The 22349-nt window shown below is 69.3% G+C and carries 21 protein-coding genes; 9 read left to right on the top strand and 12 right to left on the bottom strand.

What is annotated here, in order from left to right:
- Positions 1-8 precede the first annotated feature (8 nt).
- Positions 9-1703, bottom strand: a complete 1695-nt coding sequence (gene kdpA, locus VV867_RS13990) for a potassium-transporting ATPase subunit KdpA (protein ID WP_328566710.1) — start codon at positions 1701-1703, stop codon at positions 9-11.
- 8 nt (positions 1704-1711) lie between these two features.
- Positions 1712-1801 carry a K(+)-transporting ATPase subunit F gene (kdpF, locus tag VV867_RS13985; RefSeq protein ID WP_089394464.1) on the bottom strand — a complete coding sequence of 30 codons (90 nt, stop codon included), beginning with the start codon at positions 1799-1801 and terminating at the stop codon, positions 1712-1714.
- A 260-nt stretch (positions 1802-2061) separates the two neighbouring features.
- On the opposite strand from kdpF, the gene VV867_RS13980 reads away from it, so the two are divergent.
- From VV867_RS13980 to VV867_RS13960, 5 genes are all read left to right on the top strand, one after another.
- Positions 2062-2808: a response regulator gene (locus tag VV867_RS13980; RefSeq protein WP_109936679.1), complete on the top strand. Its 747-nt coding sequence runs from the start codon at positions 2062-2064 to the stop codon at positions 2806-2808.
- A gap of 19 nt (positions 2809-2827) precedes the next feature.
- On the top strand, positions 2828-3868 hold the full coding sequence (locus VV867_RS13975) for a sensor histidine kinase (protein ID WP_328566709.1): 1041 nt from the start codon (positions 2828-2830) through the stop codon (positions 3866-3868).
- A gap of 111 nt (positions 3869-3979) precedes the next feature.
- A complete protein-coding gene (gene xopAW / locus VV867_RS13970) occupies positions 3980-4741 on the top strand; it encodes a XopAW family type III secretion system calcium-binding effector (protein WP_328566708.1) in 762 nt (253 codons plus the stop codon).
- 566 nt (positions 4742-5307) lie between these two features.
- Positions 5308-5952 carry a FadR/GntR family transcriptional regulator gene (locus VV867_RS13965; RefSeq protein ID WP_089394925.1) on the top strand — a complete coding sequence of 215 codons (645 nt, stop codon included), beginning with the start codon at positions 5308-5310 and terminating at the stop codon, positions 5950-5952.
- Positions 5953-5983: 31 nt separating this feature from the next.
- Complete coding sequence (locus tag VV867_RS13960) at positions 5984-7234, top strand: CynX/NimT family MFS transporter (protein ID WP_328566707.1); 1251 nt, start codon at positions 5984-5986, stop codon at positions 7232-7234.
- A 144-nt stretch (positions 7235-7378) separates the two neighbouring features.
- Here VV867_RS13960 and VV867_RS13955 read toward each other — a convergent pair whose 3' ends face one another.
- From VV867_RS13955 to VV867_RS13925, 7 genes are all read right to left on the bottom strand, one after another.
- On the bottom strand, positions 7379-8446 hold the full coding sequence (locus VV867_RS13955) for an AI-2E family transporter (RefSeq protein WP_109932452.1): 1068 nt from the start codon (positions 8444-8446) through the stop codon (positions 7379-7381).
- A gap of 72 nt (positions 8447-8518) precedes the next feature.
- Positions 8519-9331, bottom strand: coding sequence for a DUF4892 domain-containing protein (locus tag VV867_RS13950; RefSeq protein ID WP_275629669.1), 813 nt, complete (start codon positions 9329-9331; stop codon positions 8519-8521).
- Between the two features lie 155 nt (positions 9332-9486).
- Complete coding sequence (locus VV867_RS13945) at positions 9487-10383, bottom strand: alpha/beta fold hydrolase (RefSeq protein WP_328566706.1); 897 nt, start codon at positions 10381-10383, stop codon at positions 9487-9489.
- Positions 10380-11192: an alpha/beta fold hydrolase gene (locus VV867_RS13940; protein WP_328566705.1), complete on the bottom strand. Its 813-nt coding sequence runs from the start codon at positions 11190-11192 to the stop codon at positions 10380-10382. The genes VV867_RS13945 and VV867_RS13940 overlap by 4 nt, the downstream gene beginning before the upstream one ends.
- Before the next feature lie 105 nt (positions 11193-11297).
- A complete protein-coding gene (locus VV867_RS13935; protein WP_328566704.1) occupies positions 11298-12101 on the bottom strand; it encodes an AraC family transcriptional regulator in 804 nt (267 codons plus the stop codon).
- A gap of 797 nt (positions 12102-12898) precedes the next feature.
- Complete coding sequence (locus VV867_RS13930; protein WP_275629666.1) at positions 12899-13327, bottom strand: hotdog fold thioesterase; 429 nt, start codon at positions 13325-13327, stop codon at positions 12899-12901.
- 17 nt (positions 13328-13344) lie between these two features.
- Positions 13345-15012, bottom strand: a complete 1668-nt coding sequence (locus VV867_RS13925; protein WP_109934326.1) for an AMP-binding protein — start codon at positions 15010-15012, stop codon at positions 13345-13347.
- A gap of 195 nt (positions 15013-15207) precedes the next feature.
- Between VV867_RS13925 and VV867_RS13920 the strand changes: the two genes are divergently transcribed.
- Positions 15208-15699 (top strand): MgtC/SapB family protein, encoded by a 492-nt coding sequence (locus VV867_RS13920; RefSeq protein WP_109934327.1) that lies wholly within the window; start codon positions 15208-15210, stop codon positions 15697-15699.
- 42 nt (positions 15700-15741) lie between these two features.
- Here VV867_RS13920 and sixA read toward each other — a convergent pair whose 3' ends face one another.
- Genes sixA through VV867_RS13905 form a run of 3 tightly spaced genes read right to left on the bottom strand, consistent with a single transcriptional unit; the run spans position 15742 to position 17589 of the window.
- Positions 15742-16206: a phosphohistidine phosphatase SixA gene (sixA, locus tag VV867_RS13915; RefSeq protein ID WP_109934328.1), complete on the bottom strand. Its 465-nt coding sequence runs from the start codon at positions 16204-16206 to the stop codon at positions 15742-15744.
- Positions 16203-16529: a DUF4389 domain-containing protein gene (locus tag VV867_RS13910; protein WP_371921149.1), complete on the bottom strand. Its 327-nt coding sequence runs from the start codon at positions 16527-16529 to the stop codon at positions 16203-16205. Before VV867_RS13910 ends, sixA begins: the two co-directional genes overlap by 4 nt.
- Before the next feature lie 37 nt (positions 16530-16566).
- Positions 16567-17589 (bottom strand): NAD(P)H-dependent glycerol-3-phosphate dehydrogenase, encoded by a 1023-nt coding sequence (locus VV867_RS13905; protein WP_328566703.1) that lies wholly within the window; start codon positions 17587-17589, stop codon positions 16567-16569.
- Between the two features lie 197 nt (positions 17590-17786).
- On the opposite strand from VV867_RS13905, the gene VV867_RS13900 reads away from it, so the two are divergent.
- The 3 genes from VV867_RS13900 to fabB all read left to right on the top strand — a co-directional run bounded on the left by VV867_RS13900 (position 17787) and on the right by fabB (position 21701).
- Positions 17787-19715, top strand: coding sequence for an ATP-binding protein (locus VV867_RS13900; RefSeq protein ID WP_328566702.1), 1929 nt, complete (start codon positions 17787-17789; stop codon positions 19713-19715).
- A 241-nt stretch (positions 19716-19956) separates the two neighbouring features.
- Positions 19957-20472 (top strand): 3-hydroxyacyl-[acyl-carrier-protein] dehydratase FabA, encoded by a 516-nt coding sequence (gene fabA, locus VV867_RS13895; protein WP_009618534.1) that lies wholly within the window; start codon positions 19957-19959, stop codon positions 20470-20472.
- 11 nt (positions 20473-20483) lie between these two features.
- Complete coding sequence (gene fabB / locus VV867_RS13890; RefSeq protein ID WP_089394911.1) at positions 20484-21701, top strand: beta-ketoacyl-ACP synthase I; 1218 nt, start codon at positions 20484-20486, stop codon at positions 21699-21701.
- The last annotated feature ends 648 nt before the right edge of the window (positions 21702-22349 follow it).

Raw genomic sequence — 22349 nt, 5'->3', positions numbered from 1 at the left:
TTGGCTCCTCAGAAGCCGAGGGTCAGGTGGTCGGCCACCGGGCCGAGGACCAGGGTCGGCAGGAAGTTCAGGCCGCCGACCAGGAGGATGGTCGCCGCCAGCAGGCCGACGAACAGCAGGCCATGGGTGGGGAAGCTGTTCGGCCCCACCGGCACGCGCTTCTTCGCCGCCAGGCTGCCGGCGATGGCCAGCACCGGGACGATGTAGCCGAAGCGGCCGATGAGCATGGCCAGGGCGATCATCAGGTTGTGGAACGGGGTGTTGGCGCCGAAGCCGCCGAACGCCGAACCGTTGTTCGCGGTGCCCGAGGTGTAGGCGTAGAGCAGTTGGCTGAAGCCGTGGGCGCCGGGGTTGCTCACCGACGCGGCCGGACCCGGCAGGCTGGCGGCGATGGCGCCGAGCACCAGCACGCCGACCGGCATCACCAGCAGGGTGGCGACCAGCAGGCGGACCTCGCGGGCCTCCAGCTTCTTGCCCAGGTATTCCGGGGTGCGGCCGATCATCAGGCCGGCGAGGAACACCGCGATCAGCACGAACAGCAGCATGCCGTAGAGGCCGGCGCCGACGCCGCCGAAGACCACCTCGCCGAGCATCATGTTGAACATCGCCACCAGGCCGCTGAGCGGGTTGAGGCTGTCGTGCATGGCGTTCACCGAGCCGTTCGACGCGGCCGTGGTGGTCACCGCCCAGAGTACGCTGGCGGTGGTGCCGAAGCGGCTCTCCTTGCCCTCCAGGGGCGCGCCCTGGGTGATCGGCAACTGCGCCAGGGCCGGGTTGGGCTGGTACTCGGCCCACAGCGCCACGCCCAGGCCGACCACGAACAGCAGCAGCATGCAGCCGAGGATGGCGCGGCTCTGGCGCAGGTCCTTGACGTAGTGGCCGAAGGTGAACACCAGCGCCGCCGGGATCAGGATGATCGACGCCAGTTCGAACAGGTTGGCCCAGGCCGTGGGGTTCTCGAACGGGTGCGCCGAGTTCACGCCGAAGAAGCCGCCGCCGTTGGTGCCCAGCTGCTTGATGGCGATCTGGCTGGCCGCCGGGCCCAGCGGAATGGTCTGGTCGGTGCCCTGCAGGGTGGTGGCGTGGACGTAGTCGAGGAAGGTCTGCGGCACGCCCTGCCAGACCAGCAACAGCGCCAGGATCAGGCACAGCGGCAACAGGCCGTAGAGGGTCGCGCGGGTCAGGTCGACCCAGAAGTTGCCGAGGTTGCTGGTGGACTTGCGGGCGATGCCGCGGGCCAGCACCACCAACACGGCCAGGCCGACGGCCGGGCTGACGAAGTTCTGCACGGTCAGGCCGAGCATCTGGCTCAGGTAGCTCAGCGAAGCCTCGCCGCTGTAGGCCTGCCAGTTGGTGTTGGTGACGAAGCTCACCGCGGTGTTCAGCGCCAGGGTCCATTCCAGGCCCGGCAGGTGCTGCGGGTTGAGCGGCAGCGCGCCCTGCCCCGCCAGGATGGCGAACAGCAGGGCCAGGCCGGCCAGGTTGAAGGCCAGCATGGCCAGGGTGTAGCGCTTCCAGTCCTGCTCACCCTGCGGGTCGATGCCGCAGACGCGGTAGACCAGGCGCTCCACCGGCAGGAACACGGGGCTGAGGAAAGTCCGCTCGCCCTCCATCACCTTGTAGTAGAAGCGCCCGAGCAATGGCGCGGGCAGCAGCACCAGGGCGAAGAAGGCGGCGATCAGCATCACGTCATGGCTGTTCATGCGGCCTCCTAGGCGCGGTCGGCGCGCAGCAGCGCCACCAGCAGGTAGATGAAAAGCCCCGTGGCCAGGACCAGGGCCACCCCGTCAAGCACGCTCATGTCTGTTTCTCCTTACGCAGGGGAATCCTCGCGATGGGAAAAGTGTCCGCAAAGCGGGCGTAAAGAAGCGATTGGCGGGCCTTCCGGTGGGCATAAAGAAAGCGTAAAGAAGCGCTATGGCGCAGCTTTGTATGCGCGCCGATACATTGACGACACTCTGTCGATATCCGCCGCCGTCAGCCTTGCCTACCGTGGCCCCCCGTGCGAGGGCGGGTTAGCATTGACTCCGCGCCCCGGGCGCCCCCAGCGACAGGTACCCCATGTTCCCCAATCCCGCCTCCAGCCAAGACAGCCAGCGCCGCTGGACCATCCGCGCCCTGCTGGTGGACGACGACGAGCCGATCCGCGAACTGCTCTGCGGCTACCTGGCGCGCTTCAACATCGAGGCCCGCGGCGTGGCCGACGGCGCCGGGATGCGCCAGGCCCTGGCCGAGGAGAACTTCGACGTGGTGGTGCTGGACCTGATGCTGCCCGGCGAGGACGGCCTGTCGCTGTGCCGCTACCTGCGCAGCGAGTCGGACATCCCGATCCTCATGCTCACCGCGCGCTGCGAGCCGGCCGACCGCATCATCGGCCTGGAGCTGGGCGCCGACGACTACATGGCCAAGCCCTTCGAGCCGCGCGAGCTGGTGGCGCGCATCCAGACCATCCTGCGCCGCGTGCGCGGCGACGAGGCCCGCAACGAGCCGCGCGCCCAGGTGCGCTTCGACCAGTGGCGGCTGGACAGCGTGCTGCGCCAGCTGCACTCCCCGGACGGCCTGGTGGTGCCGCTGTCCAACGCCGAGTTCCGCCTGCTCTGGGTGTTCCTCGAGCGCCCGCGCCGGGTACTCAACCGCGAGCTGCTGCTGGACGCCGCCCGCGGCCGCGCCATCGAGGCCTTCGACCGCAGCATCGACCTGCTGGTCTCGCGCCTGCGCCAGAAGCTCGGCGACGACCCGCGCTCGCCGCGGCTGATCAAGACCGTGCGCGGCGAAGGCTACCTGTTCGACGTGCGCGACATCACCTGACCCGGCCCGGGAGGCCCGCTTGAAGAAACGCTCGCTGCAGCTCGCCGACAGCCTGTTCGCCCGCCTGTTCGGCGTGTTCCTGCTGGCCATCGTGGTCGCCCACCTGCTGGCCTTCGTCTGGTTCAGCCACTTCCATCATCCGGCCCCGCCCCCGCCTCCCCCGCCGCCCCACGCATTCGCCGAACCCGGCCCGCCGCCCCCACCACCGCCGCGCCTGCCGTTCTGGAGCGTGCCCTTCGCCTTCCAGCTGCTGAGCCTGGTCGCCGCCGCCTGGTTCGGCGCGCGCCTGCTGGCACGCCCGGTGCAGCGCCTGGGCGACGCCGCGCTGCAGCTGAGCGAGGACCTGGACAGCCCGGCGCTGCCGGAAACCGGCCCGCGCGAGGCGCGGCAGGCGGCCCAGGCCTTCAACCGCATGCGCGAGCGCATCCGCGAGCAGGTGCAGCAGCGCGGCCGCATGCTGGTGGCGGTGTCCCACGACCTGCGCACACCGCTGTCGCGCCTGAAGCTGCGCGTGGAGGAGATCGACAACCCGCAGCTGCGCGCGCGTTTCGCCCAGGACCTGGGCGAGATGATCGGCATGCTCGACTCCACCCTGCACTACCTGCACCAGGAGCGCACCAGCGAGGCGCTGCAGTGGTTCGACGTCAACGCCCTGGCCGAGTCGCTGGCCGAGGACGCCTGCGAGCACGGCGCGCGGGTCAGCGTCGAGGGCCAGTGCGCACCGCTGAAGGTGCAGCCGCTGGCCCTGCGCTCGTGCCTGTCCAACCTGCTGGACAATGCCCTGCGCTACGCCGGCGAGGTGCAACTGGTGCTGCGCGACACCGGCCAGCAGGTGGAAATCCTGGTCCGCGACCATGGCCCGGGCATCCCCGCGCAGATGCGCGAGCAGGTGTTCGAGCCCTACTTCCGCCTGGAAGGCTCGCGCAACCGCAACTCCGGCGGCGTCGGCCTGGGCCTGGCCATCGCCCGAGAGGCGGCGCGGCGCCACGGCGGCGACCTGTACTTCGAGGAAACCCCCGGCGGCGGCGCCACCGCCGTGCTGACCCTGCCGCGCGTCTGAAGCTTTGTCGGCCCCCGCATACAAAGCGCACATACCCTCGACAAGGCGCACATCGAACCTGCCAGGACCGGGAATCCAGTTCCGGCCGCATAACCTCATGGAGGCAGTCCGATGATCAGCGGAGTCAGCAGCTACAGCAGCTATTACAGCGGCGCCGCGCTCGCCAGCACCCAGCGCAGCGCCAGCAGCAGTTCCACCAGCAGCACCGGCAGTACCGGCGACAAGGCGCAGAAATTCGCCGCCGACCTGTTCAAGTCCCTCGACAGCGACGGCGACGGCAGCGTCAGCTCCAGCGAGCTGGACAGCGCCCTGTCCGCCTCCGGCAGCGACAGCGGCGACATCGACATCGATTCGCTGCTGGCCCAGCTGGACAGCGACGGTAGCGGCGGCATCAGCCAGGACGAGCTGAGCAGCGCCCTGCAGCAGGCCCAGGGCGACATGCCACCGCCCCCGCCCTCCGCCGACCAGGCCGCCGGCGACCTGCTGGCCTCCCTGGACAGCGATGGCGACGGCAGCATCAGCAGCGACGAACTCAGCGCCGCCACCAGCAGCAGCGACAGCAGCGAGCTGTTCAGCGCCCTGGACAGCGACGGCAGCGGCAGCATCAGCCAGGACGAACTGAGCAGCGCCCTGCAGCAGGCCCAGGGCGACATGCCGCCGCCCCCGCCACCCACTTCCGGCCAAGCCGACAGCAGCCTGGCCAGCAGTGCCAGCAGTTCCAGCAGTTCCAGCAGCGACGGCTCCAACACCAGCAGCTCGGCCGGCGCCGAGGCCGTGCAGCAGATGCTCGCCATGCTGGCCAGGCACTACCAGGACAGCAGAGCCGCCAGCTACCAGAACACCAGCGGTAGCCTGGTCGACATCGCCGCCTGACACGCCGGACGGCTCTTCGCAGGATGGCTCGAGCCTCGGCGAAACCCATGCGGCCAGGGCGATGGGTATCGCTTCTCTCCACCCATCCTACGTCAGCGTTTGTCCTGCACCGTAGGAGCAACTGCCTTCTGGGCTCACTCGTTCGCGGGGGTGACTGGATCAAAATTCGCGTCTCCCATGTCGCCCCATTGTAGGAGCGGGCCCTGCCCGCGAATCGCGCGCAGGGCGCGCTCCTACAGGGGAATGGCATGGCTCGGCCCGCGTAGGAGCGGACCTTGTCCGCGATAGCCGGAAGTTCCGGCGCGATTCGCGGATGAGATCCGCTCCTACAGCGTGCCCCTATGGTCCCTGCCATCCCCAAGAGCGTGGCCTACGGCATGACTGTAGGAGCGGGCCCTGCCCGCGATTCGCGCGCAGGGCGCGCTCCTACAAAGGAGCACGTGGCCGACGCCGCGTAGGACTCCGTCCGCGATAATCCCACCCCGCGCCCAAGGCTCCCCGCCTTGCCACATCCCCACAGCTGCAGTAGCCTGTCCCGCCTAATCATCCGATGATTGGATGTCTATATGGCCAATCCCCTCAAGCGCTCCCTGGTCGACATCGCCCTGGAGCAGATCCGCCAACGCATCGACAGCGGCGCCTGGGCCCTCGGCCAGCGCCTGCCGCCGGAGCCGGAGCTGGCGGAAATCCTCGGCATGAGCCGCAACACCGTGCGCGAGGCGGTACGCGTGCTGACCTTCTCCGGCGTGCTGGAAGTGCGCCAGGGCGATGGCACCTACGTGCGCGCCTGCGCCGACCCGCTGGACACCATGCTGGCCCTGGCCCGCGGCTCCATCGAGCAGGCCCTGGAGGCGCGCGGGGTGATCGAGGTCGAGGCCGCGCGCCTGGCCGCCCTGCGCCGCAGCGACGCCGACCTGGCCGCCCTGCGCCAGGCCCTGGCGCTCAGCGCCCGGCACCATGGCGGCGACCTGGAGGCCTACGTCGAGCATGACCTGGCCTTCCACCAGCGCGTGGTGGACAGCGCCCACAACCCGCTGCTGAGCGAGCTGTACCGCTACTTCTCGCGGGTGATCCGCGCCGGCCTGCAGCGCACCATCAGCGAACCCGGACGCCCGCAGCCGCCCTTCGAGCTGCACCAGCGCCTGCTGGACGCCCTGGAGCGCCAGGACGCCGAGGCGGCCGTCGCCGCCAACCGCGCGCTGCTGATCTGACTTCCCTTCCCACTGCCTTGCGATAGCTGCCATGTCCCAACGACACCACGCCGACGAACTGCTGATCGACGCCGAGATCGACGAAGTCCCCGCCCCCGCGCCCGCCCCGGTACGGCCCTGGCTGCTGTTGCTCGGCCTGGTGCTGGTGGCGCTGAACCTGCGCCCGGCGCTGTCGAGCCTGGCGCCGCTGCTGAACATGGTGCGCGAGCACACCGGCCTGTCGGCCGCCGCCGCGGGCCTGCTGACCACCCTGCCGGTGCTCTGCCTGGGCCTGTTCGCCCCGCTGGCGCCACGCCTGGCGCGGCGCCTGGGTGCCGAACGGGCGGTGCTGGCGATCCTCCTGCTGCTGGCCGCCGGCATCGTCCTGCGCAGCCTGTTCCCGATCGCCGGGCTGTTCCTCGGCAGCCTGGTGGCCGGCGCCAGCATCGGCGTCATCGGCGTGCTGCTGCCGGGCATCGTCAAGCGCGACTTCCCGCACATCGCCGGGACCATGACCGGCGTCTACACCATGGCCCTGTGCCTGGGCGCGGCGTTGGCCGCCGGGGCCAGCGTGCCCCTGGCCGGGCTGTTCGGCGGCAGCTGGCAGCCGGCCCTGGCCGCCTGGGCCCTGCCGGCGGTGCTGGCCGCGCTGGTCTGGCTGCCGCAGACGCGCCAGGTCCACCACGCCCACCGCCAGGCGTTCCAGGTCAAGGGCCTGTGGCGCGACCCGCTGGCCTGGCAGGTGACCCTGTACATGGGCCTGCAGTCGTCGCTGGCGTACATCGTGTTCGGCTGGCTGCCGTCGATCCTCATCGACCGCGGCCTGAGCCCGACGGCCGCCGGGCTGATGATGTCCGGCTCGGTGATGGTGCAGCTGCTCAGCGCCCTGGGCGCGCCCTGGTTCGGCACCCGCGGCCGCGACCAGCGCCTGGTGGTGTTCCTGGTCCTGGCGCTGACCCTCGCCGGCCTGCTCGGCCTGCTCTACGCCCCCTCCGGCAGCCTGTGGCTGTGGGCGGTAGTGCTCGGCCTGGGACAGGGCGGCACCTTCAGCATCGGCCTGGCGCTGATCGTGCTGCGCTCGCCCGACGCCCACGTCGCTTCGCACCTGTCCGGCATGGCCCAGGGCGTGGGCTACACCCTGGCTGCCCTGGGGCCCTTCCTGGTCGGCCTGGTGCACGACCTGAGCGACGGCTGGGACGCGGTCGGGGCCATCTTCGTGGCCATCAGCCTGGGCGCGCTGATCGCCGGCCTCGGCGCCGGCCGCGACCGAATGGTGGGCGTACGCAGCGAGGCGCTCCAGTAAGCGGTGCGTCCCCGTAGGGCGCATAACGCCTAAGGCGTTATCCGCCGTCGTCGCCGGGTTCCGCGCATGGGCCAGCGGCGGATAACCGCGAACGGTTATTCGCCCTACGGTTCTGTAGGAGCGCGCCCTGCGCACGAAACCGGCCTAGGGCGCCTTGTCCCCCGGCCCGCCCGGCGGCAGGGCGCCGCGCTTGGGGCTCTCGATCCAGTCGTTGACCAGGTTGTAGACCACCGCCAGCAGCACCGGGCCGAGGAACAGGCCGATGAAGCCGAAGCTGAGCAGCCCGCCCAGCACCCCGAGCAGCACCACCACCAGCGGCAGGTTGCCGCCGCGGCTGATCAGGTAGGGCTTGAGGATGTTGTCCACGCCGCTGATGACGAAGAAGCCCCAGATGCCCAGGAACACGCCATAGCCGTAGCTGCCCTCGAAGAACAGCCAGACGGTGGCCGGGCCCCAGACCAGCGGCGGGACCATCAGCAGGCTGCAGACGAAGGTCAGCAGGCCCAGCAGCAGCGCCCCCGGCACCCCGGCGATGAGGAAGCCGACGAAGGCCAGCACCGCTTGGGCCGCCGCGGTGCCGATCACGCCGTTGACCACCCGCTGCACGGTGCCGGCGATCAGCTCCATGTAGTGTTCGGCGCGCGGGCCGATCAGGCGTTCCAGCATCTGGTAGGCGAAGGCCTCCAGGCGCTTGCCGTCGCGGTAGAAGAAGAAGATCAGCACCAGGCTCAGGACCAGCTCGAAGATGCCCCCGGCCAGCTTGGCCGAGCGCGCCAGCAGCCAGTTGCCCACCTCGCCCATGTAGGGCTTGAGCGCGGAGAAGATGGCCACCCCCTGCTGGTCGATGGAGTACCACCAGCCGATCAGCCGGTCGCCGATCAGCGGTGTGCGCGCCAGCCAGGTCGGCGGCGGCGGCAGCCCGGAGACCTGCAGGTTCTTCACCAGCTCAACGCCGGCGCGCAGCTTGTCCGCCATGCCGAAGCCCAGCCACAACAGCGGCAGGGCCACCAGGACGATCCAGAAGGCGGTCAGCACGCCCGCCGCCAGCGCCTCGCGGCCGCCGGTCAGGCGCGTCAGCAGGCGCATCAGCGGCCAGCTGGCGAAGGCCAGCACGGCGGCCCAGAACAATGCCGTCCAGAACGGCGCCAGCACCCACAGGCTGGCGACCAGGAGGGTCACCAGGAGGATGCGCAACAGCAGGTTATCGAACATCGGGGCCGGACTCCTTCTCGGTACGGCGACGGCAGCCGGGCGCTCGCTGCGCCCAGCTTCAGCGTAGGCGAATCAGCGCAGCCAGGTCAGGTGCAGCCCGTCCCCTTCGCTGCCGCCCAGCTCCAGGCGGGCATCGCGCACGCCCTGGGCGGTGAGCGCGCCGCGCCAGTCGGCGGCATGGGCCCCGGCCAGCTCGACGCGCACGCCGGTGTCCTGGCGCAGGGTGCGCACCAGCAGGTCGAGCCAGGCGCCGCCGGGCTCGGCGGGCACGTGGCTGAGGGTCAGCTCGCCGTTGGCCTTGAGCAGGCGCATCAGGGTCGCGGCGCTGGGCAGCAGTTCGCCCAGTGCGCTGCCGGCGTCCAGCTGCTCGGCATGCAGGTAGGCGCGGCGGTTGCCGCGGGTGATGGAGTAGACCGCCAGCAGGCTGTCCTGCTGCGGCGCGGCCAGGCGCACCAGCAGGTAGGCCTGCTGGTCGTCCGGGCCGTAGAGGCTGGATTTGCCGAACACGGCGTTGGCCAGCAGGCTGCTGGAGCCACAATCACGGCCCTCGCACCAGAACAGCGGGGTGGCATCGGCCTGGAGCAGGTCCTTGCGCGCGGCGGCGAAGGCGTTGGCGCTGGAGTCCTCGTCGGGCAGGCGGTAGGTCAGCGCGGTGAGCTGGCCGAGGGCGCGCACCTCGCCTTCCATGCGCAGGCGCCCGCTGATGCGGCTGATCGGCCCCAGCGGGTAGACCCGCTCGGTGCCGGGGGCGCTGCTGAAGTCGACGATTTCCGCCCTCGGGAAACGGGGCAGCAGGCTCAGGTCGTGGCTGTCGGGAACGTCGGCGGCGAAAACGCTGGCCGCGAACAGCGTGCCCACCAGGGGCAGCAGGGAGAGACGAGGCATGTCAGGCGTCGCACCTCCGTTGCGCACGCTGCGGGGCGTGCGCGCCCGGGCCGCTGGAATCCTTGGGGCCGCCCGGCGTGGCGGTGGCGAAGAGCTCGATCATGCAGAATCTCCCGACTGCGATCCATGCAGCGTCGTGGCAAGCCCTGCTTTAGTCAAGCGGGGTGCGGCAACGGGGTGTTTCCCCGCGACCAGTCCCCCAGGAACGGCTGGAAGATCGCCGCCACCGCCTGCGCGCCCCCTTCGTCGTCCAGGTGCAGGTGATGGCCGCCGGGCAGCTCGTGGATTGCGAAGGGGCGCCCGTCGAGCAACTGGCGGATGCTCGGCTCGGCGGCGAGCATGCCACCCTGGGCCAGTACCAGGCTGACCGGGCACTGCACCGCCTGGACGAAGCTCGCGGAGTGGGCGCGGGTGAAACGCAGCGGCGAGGGCAGCGTCAGGCGCGCATCGCTGCGCCAGGTGAAGCCGCCGGGCACCGGCATCAATCCGCGCCGGGCCAGCAGTTCGGCGGCCTCGCGGCTGACCGCGCCGACGCCCTTCATGCGTGCCTCCACCGCGCGGTCGATGGCTTCGTACACCGGCTTGCGCTTGTTCGGCAGCGCCAGTTGCGCCTTCAGCGCCTCGCCCAGCTTGGCCGGCGCAGTGTCGGCCTCGCCGGTGTAGGGCACCAGGCCGTCGATCAGCGCCAGGCGCTCGATGCGCTCGGGCACGGCGCCGGCCAGCAGCACCGAGACGATGGCGCCCATGGAGTGCCCGAGCAGCGAGAAGCGCTCCCAGCCCAGTTGCTCGGCCACCGCCAGCACGTCGTAGGCATAGTCCCACAGCAGGTAGCTGGCCCCGGCGGCGCGGTGCGCCGAGTGGCCATGGCCGGCGAAGTCCAGGGCGACGATGCGCAGCCCGTCCAGCTTCGGCGCCAGGCGCGCGAAGCTCATGGCGTTGTCCAGCCAGCCGTGCAGGGCCAGCACCGGCTTGCCGTCCTCGGGGCCGAACAGGTGCGCGGCCAGTTCGATGTGCGGAAGGTTCAGGCGGATCTCTTCGACCTGGGCGCTCATGGGCGGGCATTCTCCTGTTCGGCGCGGCGCTGCCAGCGCTCGACGACCTGCTTGATCAGTTCGGCGGTGTCGCGCGGGCGCTCCAGCGGGAACATGTGCCCGCCGGGCAGCGACAGGGATTCGCCCCAGGGCGCGCGGCGCACCGCGCGGGCATGGTGCGGCAGCACCACCCGGCTGTGGCGGCCGCGCACCAGCGCCAGCGGCACCGCCAGGCGCCGCGGGCTGCCCGGTGCGGCGTGGGGCACGTTGCGGTAGATGCTGATCTCGGTGGCCGGGTCGAACTTCAGGCGCAGGCCCTGGCTGCTGGCGGCCAGGCCGTGGCGCACATAGTCCGCCAGGCAGTCCGGATCGAAGCGGCGGAACAGCGACTTGCCGCCGAAGTAGCGCAGCGCCTCGTCGAAGTCGGCGAAGTCCTCGCGCCGCCCCAGGGTGCGCCCGGCCGGGGTGATGCGGTCGATGAAGCCGAAGCGCTTGGCGGCGCGGATCACCCACTGGTCGGCGAAGGTCAGCGTCGGCGAGTCGAGCATCAGCACGCCGCGGTACAGCTCCGGGCGGCGCAGCGCCGCATGGTAATGCAGCAGGCCGCCGAGGGAATGGCCGACGCCCCACACCGGCGCGCCCTGCGCTTCCAGGTGGAACAGCAGCTCGTCCACCAGGTTCGCCCAGTTGGCGTTCACCGGAAAGCGCGAGTCGTGGCCGTGCATGTCCAGGTGGCGCACCTCGAATTCCGGCGCCAGGGCCTGGAACAGCTTGCCGTAGGTGGCCGAGGGGAAGCCGTTGGCGTGGGCGAAGAAAAGCGCTTGGGACATGCCGGTGACCGCGTGCTGGAGACGGCAGGATTTTCCCCCAGGCGGCAGCGGGCGACAATGGCCGGGCCCACCGCCGGCCAGGGCAGTCCGGCCAAAATCCAGGCCTCAGCGTTGGCGCAGGCGCGCCGGCGGCAATCCGTAGGTGCGGCGGAACAGGCGGCTGAAGTGCGCCTGGTCGTAGAAGCCCAGGCTCAGCGCCACCTCGCTCAGCGGCTGGCCGGCGAGCACCCGCGGCAGGGCGCGCTCCAGGCGCAGCTGGGTCAGCCACTGGTGCGGCGGCAGCCCGCAGTGGTTGCGGAAGCGCCGCAGCACCTGCCAGGGGCTGAGGTCGCAGAAGGCCGCCAGTTCGTCCAGCGTCGGCGGGTTTTCCAGGCGCGACTCCAGCCACTCGCGCAGGCGCCGCCAGGCCTGGGCGTCGAAGCCCTGGCGCGGCTCGCGGATGCGCAGGCTGGAAGCGTGCCCGAGCAGCGTGGCCAGGCCCTGCCAGAGCCGGCCCTCCTGTTCCAGCCGCTCGCCCTCGGCCAGCACCTGGTGCAGGCCGTGCAGTTGCTGCCGCAGCTGTTCGTCGCGCACCTGGCTGGCCAGCAACCGCGGCGTGCCCTGGCGGCCGTCGCTGAGGCTGCGCGCGGCCTGCTCCAGCCACTGCGGCTCGATGGACAGCACGCGGATGCGATAGCCGTCCTCCCCCTCGCTGGCGCCGTCGTGGATGCTTTCCGGGCTCATCAGCAGGATGTCGCCACCACCGGCCAGGCAACGTTCGCCGGCGTGCACGTAGCGCTGGCGACCGTCGAGCATCAGCCCGATGTGGTAGTCCAGGTGGAAGTGCCGGGGGAAGGCGAAACGGTGGTACTCGGCGTCGATGTAACGCACGCCGGGCAGCCCGCTGCGGTGGTGTTCGATGCGTTCCATGAGCCTACTCTAGCGCCGCGGCGCGGGTAGGTCTTGGATAAAATTGCGGGCTGGGGAATCCCATGGGGACGAATCGCGGACGGAGTCCGCTCCTACGGTTCCAGGAAGCACGGGCGTAGGGGCGGACTCCGTCCGCGATCATCCGTCGTTGAAAACGGCGGATAACGCCGTAGGCGTTATGCGCCCTACGAACTATCGCGAACGTGGGGAGCCAGGGTTCGCGAGCAAGCTCGCTCCTACGAAAAGCAAAAGCGCTTTTGCTCTCGCATTTGCATTTGGGACTTCCAGAGAAACATCCGCGCGCACCGGAACGCCCCTTCAGAAGGCCGAGCGAAACCGGCGCTCAGGAGGTCATGCGACATGGATGTCGCTAGAGCCCCGATCAGCACAGGGACGTGCTGTCGGGGCGGGCCTCCGTGGCGGGGGAGTTCGCGAGGGTAGCCCGGCTCCATCGGGCCCGTATGTCGGGGCAAGCCTTTTTGGTTACTTTTGTGGCGTTTGACAAAAGTGACTCGCCCGAGGGGGCGAAACAAAAAATCTCCGCAGACTCGGAGCGGCGCGCTACACCAAGCCCCCAAGCCAATTGGCTTCCCGCGTTCGCAGGAATGACGATGCGGAGATAGGAGCACAGGACCAAGGTTCGCGAGCAAGAACTAGGCGCCCCCCTCGATCCTACGAAGAGCATCCCGGCGCGGGCTGCAAGACTACGCCACCCCAGCCATGGCGTTTTCATGTAGGAGCGCGCCCTGCGCGCGAAATCGCGGGCAGGGCCCGCTCCTACAGGTCTTCCGTATCGCCTAGCGCTCCAGCGGCACTATGGCCATGGTCAGCCGCGAGATGCAGCTGGGCTTGCCGTCGTCGCCGTGCAGGCGGATTTCCCAGACGTGGGTGGAGCGGCCGAGGTGCACCGCCTTCGCCACCGCCGTCACCCGCCCGCTGCGCAGGCCGCGCAGGTGGTTGGCGTTCACCTCCAGGCCCACGCAGTAGTACTTGCTGGTGTCGATGCACAGGTAGCTGGCGGTGGAGCCGACGGTTTCCGCCAGCACCACCGAGGCGCCGCCGTGCAGAAGGCCGTAGGGCTGGTGGGTGCGGGCGTCCACCACCATGCTGGCGGTCAGCGAGTCGTCGTCCACTGCCTCGAAGCGGATGTCCAGGACCTCGCCGATGGTGTTCCTCAGGTTGGCGTTGAGCGCCTCCAGGTCAGGCGTAGTGCGCCATTGGCTCATGCATTCACTCCCGGCAGTCAGTCATGCCACTGCACCGCTTCGCGGCGCTCAGCCCATTCGTTGAAGCGCGCGCCGTAGGTGGACTCCACCACGTTGCGCTTGATCTTCAGGGTAGGCGTGAGGAAACCGTTGTCCACGCTCCACACGTCCCTCACCAGCACCAGCCCGGCCAGGCGCTCGTGCTTGTCCAGCTCGCCGTTGACCTCCTCCACCAGCTGCCGCAGGCTCTCCTCCAGCTGCGAGCGCGAGCCGTTGGCGGCCTCCTGGCGGCCGACCTCGGACAGCACGCACAGCCCCAGCGGCGCCACCAGGCCGTCGCCGACCACGCAGATCTGCTCGATCCGCGAATGCACCGCCAGGCGGTTCTCGATGGGCGCCGGGGCGACGTACTTGCCCTTGCCGGTCTTGAAGATTTCCTTGAGCCGGCCGGTCAGGCGCAGGTTGCTCTCGGCGTCCTGCTCGCCCTTGTCGCCGGTGCGCAGGTAGCCGTCCTCGGTGAGGGTCTCGGCGGTGCGCTCGGGGTCCTTGTAGTAGCCGAGCATGGTCGCGCCGCTGCGCACCTGCACCTCGCCCTCGTCGCTGATGCGCACTTCCACCCCGGGGCTGGACTGGCCGATCCAGCCCTCGCGCTGCTTGCCGGGCCGGCAGACGTGGGAGTAGCCGCAGTTCTCGGTCATGCCGTAGACCTCCAGCACGTTCAGCCCCAGGCGCCGGTACCAGTCGAGCAGCGCCGGCGGCACCGGCGCCGCGCCGCACAGGGCGTAGCGCACCGCGTCCAGGCCGAGCTTGGCGAGCACCTTGCGCCCGACCAGGCGGCCGATGAGCGGCAGGCGCAGCAGGCGGTCGAGCTTCTGCGCCGGCATCTGCGCGTAGACGCCCATCTGGAACTTGGTCCAGATCCGCGGCACGCCGAAGAACACCGTGGGCCGCGCCCGGCGCATGTCGGCGAGGAAGGTGTCCAGGCTCTCGGCGAAGAAGATCGTCTGCCCGGCGTAGATCGAGGCCATCTCCACGAACATCCGCTCGGCCACGTGGCACAGCGGCAGGTAGGACAGCAGGCGGTCCCCCTCGCCGACACCGAACAGCTTCATGGCGTGGCTGGCGGCGAAGTCGAAGTTGGCGTAGGAGTGCATCACGCCCTTGGGCGTGCCGGTGGTGCCGGAGGTGTAGATGATGGTGGCGAGGCTGGCCGGGTCGGGCAGCGGCACTTCCTGCAGCGGCTCGCAGGCCTGCAGGTCGTCCCAGCTGTGGTCGAAGCGGCCTTCCGGGTGCAGCGGCAGGGACACGCTGAGCACCTCGGCCGGCAGCCCCGGGGCCATTGCCGGCCAGTCGTCGAGCTTGCCGACGAAGGCCACCGCGGCCTCGGAATGGCTCATCACCTGGTGCACCGATTCGGCGGTGAGGTTCGGGTACAGCGGCACCGAGACGTGCCCGGCCATCCAGATGGCGACGTCGGCGATGATCCAGTGCGCGCAGTTCTTCGAGATGATCGCCACGCGGCTGCCCGGTGGCAGCTGCAGGCTGCGCAGCCAGGCGGCGGCACGTCGCGCCTGGTCACCGGCCTCGCCCCAGGTGAGGCTCTGTACCTGGCCGCCCGGCAGCGGCTGGACCAGGTAGCGCTTGTCCGGGTGACGCGCCTCGCGTTGCAGGAATTGCTCGAGCGGAGAACGAATTGCAGTGACCACATGCCCCTCCTTTCTTGTTGTTCTAGAGGTGTAGCGATAGATCAACCAAGCACTTGCTTGGTCGAATATTCCATGCGTCCTACAGCCTGGCAAGAAGGGATATGTGAACTTTTGTAGGGAGATGCTTCAGGAGTGCATGGCGCGCCCGCCGGCGAACTGCTAAAAGCAGCGGCAGGCCCCCGTGGAAAGCTGCCCATGCCGTTCATCACCGACAGCGCGCTGGCCGAGTTGCCGCTGCTGTTCAACCTGCTCTGCGCCACCCTGTTCGGCGGCCTGATCGGCCTCAACCGCCAGTTACATCACCGCCCCGCCGGGCTGCGCACCCACGCCCTCACCGCCCTGGCCGCGGCGCTGGCGATCACGGTGATCCAGCAACTGCAGCCGGCCACCGCGGATGCCGCCAGCCGCGTGGCCCAGGGCGTGCTCACCGGCATCGGCTTCATCGGCGCCGGGGTCATCGTCCACCACGAGCGCCGCTACCGCGTGGAAGGGTTGACCACCGCCGCCACCATCTGGGTCTCGTCGATGCTCGGCCTGGCCTGCGGCACCGGGCACGTGTTGACCGCCGCCGTCGGCCTGGTGCTGACCTTGCTGATCCTGGTGCTGGGCAACCGCCTGGAGCAGCGCCTGGCCGGCCGCGAGCCGACCGACGATGTCAGCCTGACGGACGACGACAAGCCGAGTTGAAGCGCGGAACGCCGAGGCCCGAGCGGGGCCCCTGCGAAACCGTCAGCCGCGCCCGGGGTGGTAGAGGGAAACCAGTGTCATCAGCCCCGCCAGCGCCCCCTCGCCTTCCAGCTCTGCCAGGGAGGCGGTGGCCATGGGCAAGGCCTCGTCGCGGCTGCCGTGCACCAGCAGCCCGCCCAGGGCGCCGATCAGCGGCTGGTGGCTGACCAGCAGCAGGTTGCGCTCGCTGCGATTGTCGAGGAAGCGCAGCACGTCGCGGGGGTCGTCGTCCGGCGTCAGCCAGGGCGCGGTGCCCACCGCGCCGTCGAAGCCCAGCGCCTCGCGCACCAGCTCGGCGGTCTGCTGGGCCCGCACGTAGGGGCTGGCCAGGATGCCGTCCAGCGGGTGGCCGGCCAGGTGCCCGGCGCTCTGCAGCACCTCCTTGCGGCCGTGGGCGGTCAGCTGCCGCTCGGCGTCGCGGCGGGCCTGGGGCTCGGCCTGGCCGTGGCGCAGCAGCCAGATCCTCACAGCTTCGGTTCCTCGTCGCGCACCGGGTGCGGCGCCGGCGGCACCGCGTGTGCGGCCTCGCCTTCGGGCGCGCGGGCGGCCGGCCAGTCGGCGAAGGGCCAGGGCTTCTCGTCGCTGTTGAAGGTGCCGAAACGGCCGATCTGCGCCAGGTACTGGCTGAGGCTGTCGCCGAAGGCCAGCAGGCTGGCGCTGGGCGCGCCGTAGATGATGCGGTAGACCAGTTGCACCACCACCACGGCGCCGAGCAGCATCTGCGCGACGTACCAGACCAGGGCGAACAGCAGCATCCAGAGGATGCGCAGGGCCAGGGATTCCTTGTTCATACGGTCGGCCAAGCGATCAGCGGACATGGGTATCTCCTCAGAAGCCACTGGTGGGAATGAAGTCAGTGTCGGTCTTCGGCTCGCCGCTCATCAGCGCCTGGATCACCTGGGCCAGGGTGCGCCCGCCGAAGAGGATGGCGTAGAGCCCGGCGACCAGCGGCATGTAGACGCCCAGCTCGTCGGCCTTGGCCTTGAGCACCTTGAGGGTGTTCACCCCTTCGGCGGTCTCGCCCATGCGGGCGACGGCGTCGTCGAGGCTCAGGCCCTCGCCCAGGGCGAAGCCAACCTGATAGTTGCGGCTTTTCGGTGACGAGCAGGTGACGATCAGGTCGCCCACCCCGGCCAGGCCGAGGAAGGTCATGGGGTTGGCGCCGAGCTTGACGGCGAAGCGCGTCATCTCCGCCAGGGCGCGGGTAATCAGCATGCCCTTGGTGTTCTCGCCCATGCCCAGGGCCGCGGCCATGCCGGCGATGATGGCGTAGACGTTCTTCAGCGCCCCGCCCAGCTCGACGCCGAAGCGGTCGCCGCTGGCGTAGACGCGGAAGGTGCGGCCGTGCAGCGCTTCCTGCACGCGGGTGCAGAGCGCCTCGTCCTCGCTGGCGACCACGGTGGCGGTCAGCTCGTGCTCGGCGATCTCGCGGGCCAGGTTCGGCCCGGAAATCACCGCGATGCGCGCGGCCGGGGCGATCTCCTCGAGAATCTGGCTCATCAGCTTGAAGCTCTGCGCCTCGATGCCCTTGGTCAGGCTGACCAGCGACTTGCCCGCCAGTTGCCCGGCGAAGGGTTCCAGCACCTTGCGCAGCGCGCTGGACGGCACGGCGACGAAAATGAGCTCGCAATCGTTCAGGGTCGCCGCAAGGTCAGTGACCGGCTCGACGTTCTCGTGGATGCGCACGCCCTTGAGGTAGCGCGGGTTCTCGCGCAGGGCGCGGATGCTCGCGGCCTGCTCCTCGTCGCGCATCCATTGGCGCACGCGCTGGCCGTTCTCCGCCAGCAGGTTGGCGAAGGCGGTGCCGAAACTGCCGCCGCCCAGCACGGCGATCGGTTGCTGCTCAGTCATGTCACTTCCATCACGGGCCGCACGCAGGCGGCGATTGGGGCATTATAAGGCGCCACCGCCAGGCGGCCAGTGCACATCGCACGCTGGCAAAGCGCCCCGCCTCGTTTAACATCCGTCCCCGTAGAGAACCGAGAACAGGGCCGTTCCGTGCACGCCACGCAGCACCGCCAGAACCGACCAGCCGCCGGAGACGCAGCATGACGCCGCGCAAGGGCTGGAACATCCAGAACCGCATGCTCGCCATCAGCCTCGGCCCCGCGCTGCTGCTGACACTGCTGCTGACCGGCTACTTCACCCATTCGCGCCTGCAGGACCTGCGCCAGGAGCTCAACCACACCGGCCAGCTCATCGCCAACCAGCTCGCCCCGGCAGCGGAGTATGGCGTGCTTTCGGGCAACCTGCCGGTCCTGCAGAGCCTGCTGCGCACCACCCTGGGCACGCCGCACGTGCGCTTCATCGAGGTGCGCAACCGCAATGACGAGATTCTCGTCTACGCCGAGCAGCCGCCCGCCGACAACGGCCAGGTAGCGCCCAAGATCGAGGTGTTCCACGCCGCCATCCAGCGCGAGCACGTCGCCCCCGAGGTCCCCGGCGACGCCGCCGCGCTGCGCCACACCCCGGGCCGCCAGGGCCAGCCGGCCAGCGATGCAGACTACCTGGGCCGCGTGGTGGTGGGCATGGCCAACGACGCCTTCAGCGAACGTCAGCAGGAAATCCTCTTCAAGGCCAGCCTGCTGGCCTTCTTCGCTCTGCTGCTGACGCTGCTGCTGGCCCGCCGCCTGGCGCAGCGCCTGGCGGCGCCGATCAGCACCATGGCCAATGCGGTCCAGGCGATCCAGACCGGCGACTACCAGACCAGCCTGCCGGTGCTGGACAACGGCGAGGTCGGCGACCTCGCACGGCACATCAACAACCTGGCGCGCGGCCTGCAGCAGGCCAGCAAGGAGCAGGAGCGCACCATCACCCAACTGGTGGCGGCCCGCGAGGAGGCCGAGCAGGCCAACCGCAGCAAGTCGGATTTTCTGGCCATGATGAGCCATGAACTGCGCACGCCGATGAACGGCGTGCTGGGCATGCTGCAACTGCTGGAGACCACCGAGCTCAACCACGAGCAGGCCGAGTACACGGCGCTGGCCACCGAATCCACCGAGCACCTGCTCAAAGTCATCAACGACATCCTCGACTTCTCGCGCATCGAGCGCGGCGCCCTGGAGCTGGAGCGCATCCCCTTCAACGTGCTGGAGCTGATCCAGGGCTCGCTGCTGGCCTTCCAGCACAGCGCCCAGCAGCGTGGCCTGACGCTGCGCATGGACGTCCAGCCGGGGCTGGAGTACCTGGAGGTGCGGGGCGACCCGACGCGCCTGCGGCAGATCCTGGTCAACCTGCTGGGCAACGCGCTGAAATTCACCGAGGAAGGCGCCATCCGTCTGGAAGTGCGCTGGCAGGCCCTGGACGACGAGGTGCTGTGGCTGACCTGCGCGGTCAACGACAGCGGCATCGGCATCTCCCCGGAGCGCCTGGAGCACATGTTCGAGGCCTTCAAGCAGGCCGACTCGTCCACCTCGCGGCGCTACGGCGGCACCGGCCTGGGCCTGGCCATCGCCCGCACCCTGGCCGAGCGCATGGGCGGCACCCTGCAGGCGTCCAGCGAGGAAGGCCTGGGCTCGACCTTCACCCTGGAGATCCCCCTGCCCTTCCACGCCCGCGGCCCGGGCGCCGGCGCACGCGCCCTGCGGGCCTCGGAGCCGGCCACGGGCCAGTCGGTGCTGCTGGTGGAGGACAACCCGGTGAATCAAACGGTCATAGAAGCCATGTTGCGCAGCCTCGGCTATCGCGTCACTCTGGTCGGCGATGGCGCACAGGCGGTGCGCACGGCGGAACGCAACGAATTCGATGCCATCCTCATGGATTGCCGCCTGCCGCTGCTCAACGGCTACGAGGCCACGCGACAGATTCGCGCACTCGCCGGGTGCCGGCAGGTGCCGATCATCGCCCTGACCGCCAATGCCCTGCAGGGTGATCGCGAGCTGTGCCTGGAGTCGGGCATGGACGATTACCTGGCCAAGCCGTTCAAGCGCGCCGATCTGCAGAAAATTCTGCAGCGCTGGTTGACCTCCGGGCGTTGATCCGCGGGGCCTGTTCGCCCAAACTCGTGGGCCTGCGAGGCTGATCGGCAAGATGAACGCCCAGCTGGAGCAACAGAGGCACCGGAATAAAGTGAACAACCGTTCGCCCGGTGCTGTGACTTTAACCGACAGGCAATAGTCTATGACTAGGCTGCCGCAGGACGCCGCTACAAGAATGAGGCGCGCGGAGCCGCAGGACGATCGATTTCGCCCTGCCGTTCAGGATTTTTGAGGAGCTCGCATGACCAAACAACACGCCTTCACCCGAGAAGACCTGCTGCGCTGCAGCCGCGGCGAGCTCTTCGGCCCGGGTAATGCGCAACTGCCCGCCCCGAACATGCTGATGATCGACCGCATCACCCACATCAGCGACGTTGGCGGCAAGTATGGCAAGGGCGAACTGGTCGCCGAGCTGGACATCAACCCCGACCTCTGGTTCTTCGCCTGCCACTTCGAAGGCGACCCGGTGATGCCAGGCTGCCTGGGCCTGGACGCCATGTGGCAGCTGGTCGGCTTCTACCTCGGCTGGCAGGGCAACCCCGGCCGCGGCCGCGCCCTGGGTTCGGGCGAGGTGAAATTCTTCGGCCAGGTCCTGCCGACCGCCAAGAAGGTCACCTATAACATCCATATCAAGCGCACCATCAACCGTTCGCTGGTCCTGGCCATCGCCGATGGCAGCGTCAGCGTCGATGGCCGCGAAATCTACAGCGCCGAAGGCCTCCGCGTCGGCCTGTTCACCTCCACTGACAGCTTCTAAGGGTTATCCGCATGCGTCGCGTCGTGATCACCGGCCTGGGCATCGTATCCTGCCTGGGCAATGACAAAGACACCGTCTCCGCCAACCTGCGCGCCGGCCGTGCCGGTATCCGCCACAACCAGTCGTACGTCGACATGGGGCTGCGCAGCCACGTCTCCGGCTCGGTGAACCTCAACCTCGAAGAGCTGATCGACCGCAAGGTGTTCCGCTTCATGGGCGACGCCGCGGCCTATGCCTACCTGGCGATGGAACAGGCGATCAAGGACTCCGGCCTGACCGAAGAGCAGATCTCCAACCCGCGCACCGGCCTGATCGCCGGCTCCGGCGGCGCCTCCACCCTGAACCAGATGGAAGCCATCGACACCCTGCGCGAGAAGGGCGTCAAGCGCATCGGCCCATACCGCGTCACCCGCACCATGGGCAGCACCGTTTCCGCCTGCCTGGCCACCCCCTTCCAGATCAAGGGCGTGAACTACTCCATCTCCTCGGCCTGCGCCACCAGCGCGCATTGCATCGGCACTGCCATGGAGCAGATCCAGATGGGCAAGCAGGACGTGGTCTTCGCCGGTGGCGGTGAAGAAGAGCACTGGAGCCAGAGCTGCCTGTTCGACGCCATGGGCGCCCTCTCCACCCAGTACAACGACACCCCGGAAAAGGCCTCCCGCGCCTACGACGCCAAGCGTGACGGCTTCGTCATCGCCGGTGGTGGCGGCATGGTGGTGGTCGAGGAACTGGAGCACGCCCTGAAGCGCGGCGCCAAGATCTACGCCGAGATCATCGGCTACGGCGCCACCTCCGACGGCTACGACATGGTCGCCCCGAGCGGCGAAGGCGCCATCCGCTGCATGCAGCAGGCGCTGGCCACCGTCGACACCCCGATCGACTACCTGAACACCCACGGCACCTCCACCCCGGTGGGCGACGTGGCGGAAATCCGCGGCGTCCGCGAAGTCTTCGGCGACAAGGCCCCGGCCATCAGCTCCACCAAGAGCCTGTCCGGCCACTCCCTGGGCGCCGCCGGCGTGCACGAGGCGATCTACTGCCTGCTGATGATGCAAGGCAACTTCATCGCCGGCTCCGCCAACATCGACGAGCTGGACCCGGAAGTCGCCGACATGCCGATCCTGCGCGAGACCCGCGAGAACGCCAAGCTCGACACCGTGATGAGCAACAGCTTCGGTTTCGGCGGCACCAACGCCACCCTGGTGCTGCGCCGCTTCAACGGCTGATCGTCAGCTCGATACAAGAAAGGCGCCCCCGGGGGCGCCTTTTTTGTTGCCTGTGTTTTGGGACCTCCTGGAGGAGGCGACACGTAGGGCGGATAACCGTTCGCGGTTATCCGCCGGTGGGCCTGGTGTGGGGGCCGACGGCGGATAACGCTTGGGGCGTTATACGCCCTACGATTGCGTATTCGAACCGATGTTCCAGGCTGACACAGAACTCCCCGGCCACGCCGAACGGCCCCCTCTCCCGCTTGCGGGAGAGGGCTGGGGAGAGGGAACGGCGTCAACCCGAAACACGACTGCCGCCGGCAAGCACCGTTCGCGAGCAAGCTCGCTCCTACAGGGTGTGGCGCTAGACGTAGGGCGAATAACCGTTCGCGGTTATCCGCCGGTGGCCCCAACGGCATCGCCGGCCTGCCGGCCGGATCGCGGATGAGATCCGCTCCTACAGGAGGGGGAGGCCTGGCGCGAGGGGTGAAGCGTAGGAGCGGGCCCTACCCGCGATTCGCGCGCAGGGCGCGCGCCTACAGGGGGAGCCAGAGGTGGGCATGGCGTAGGAGCGGACCTTGTCCGCGATTGGTTTTCCCCGCGCCAAAGCAAAACCCCCGACCAGCCAGGCTGATCAGGGGTTTTGGGATAGGTGCTTGACGATGA

This window comes from Pseudomonas sp. JH-2 (assembly GCF_036231725.1).
Classification (GTDB): Bacteria; Pseudomonadota; Gammaproteobacteria; order Pseudomonadales; family Pseudomonadaceae; genus Pseudomonas; species Pseudomonas delhiensis.
The sequence above is the reverse complement of the archived record's forward strand: the minus strand, read 5'-3'. Positions and strand labels throughout refer to the sequence as shown.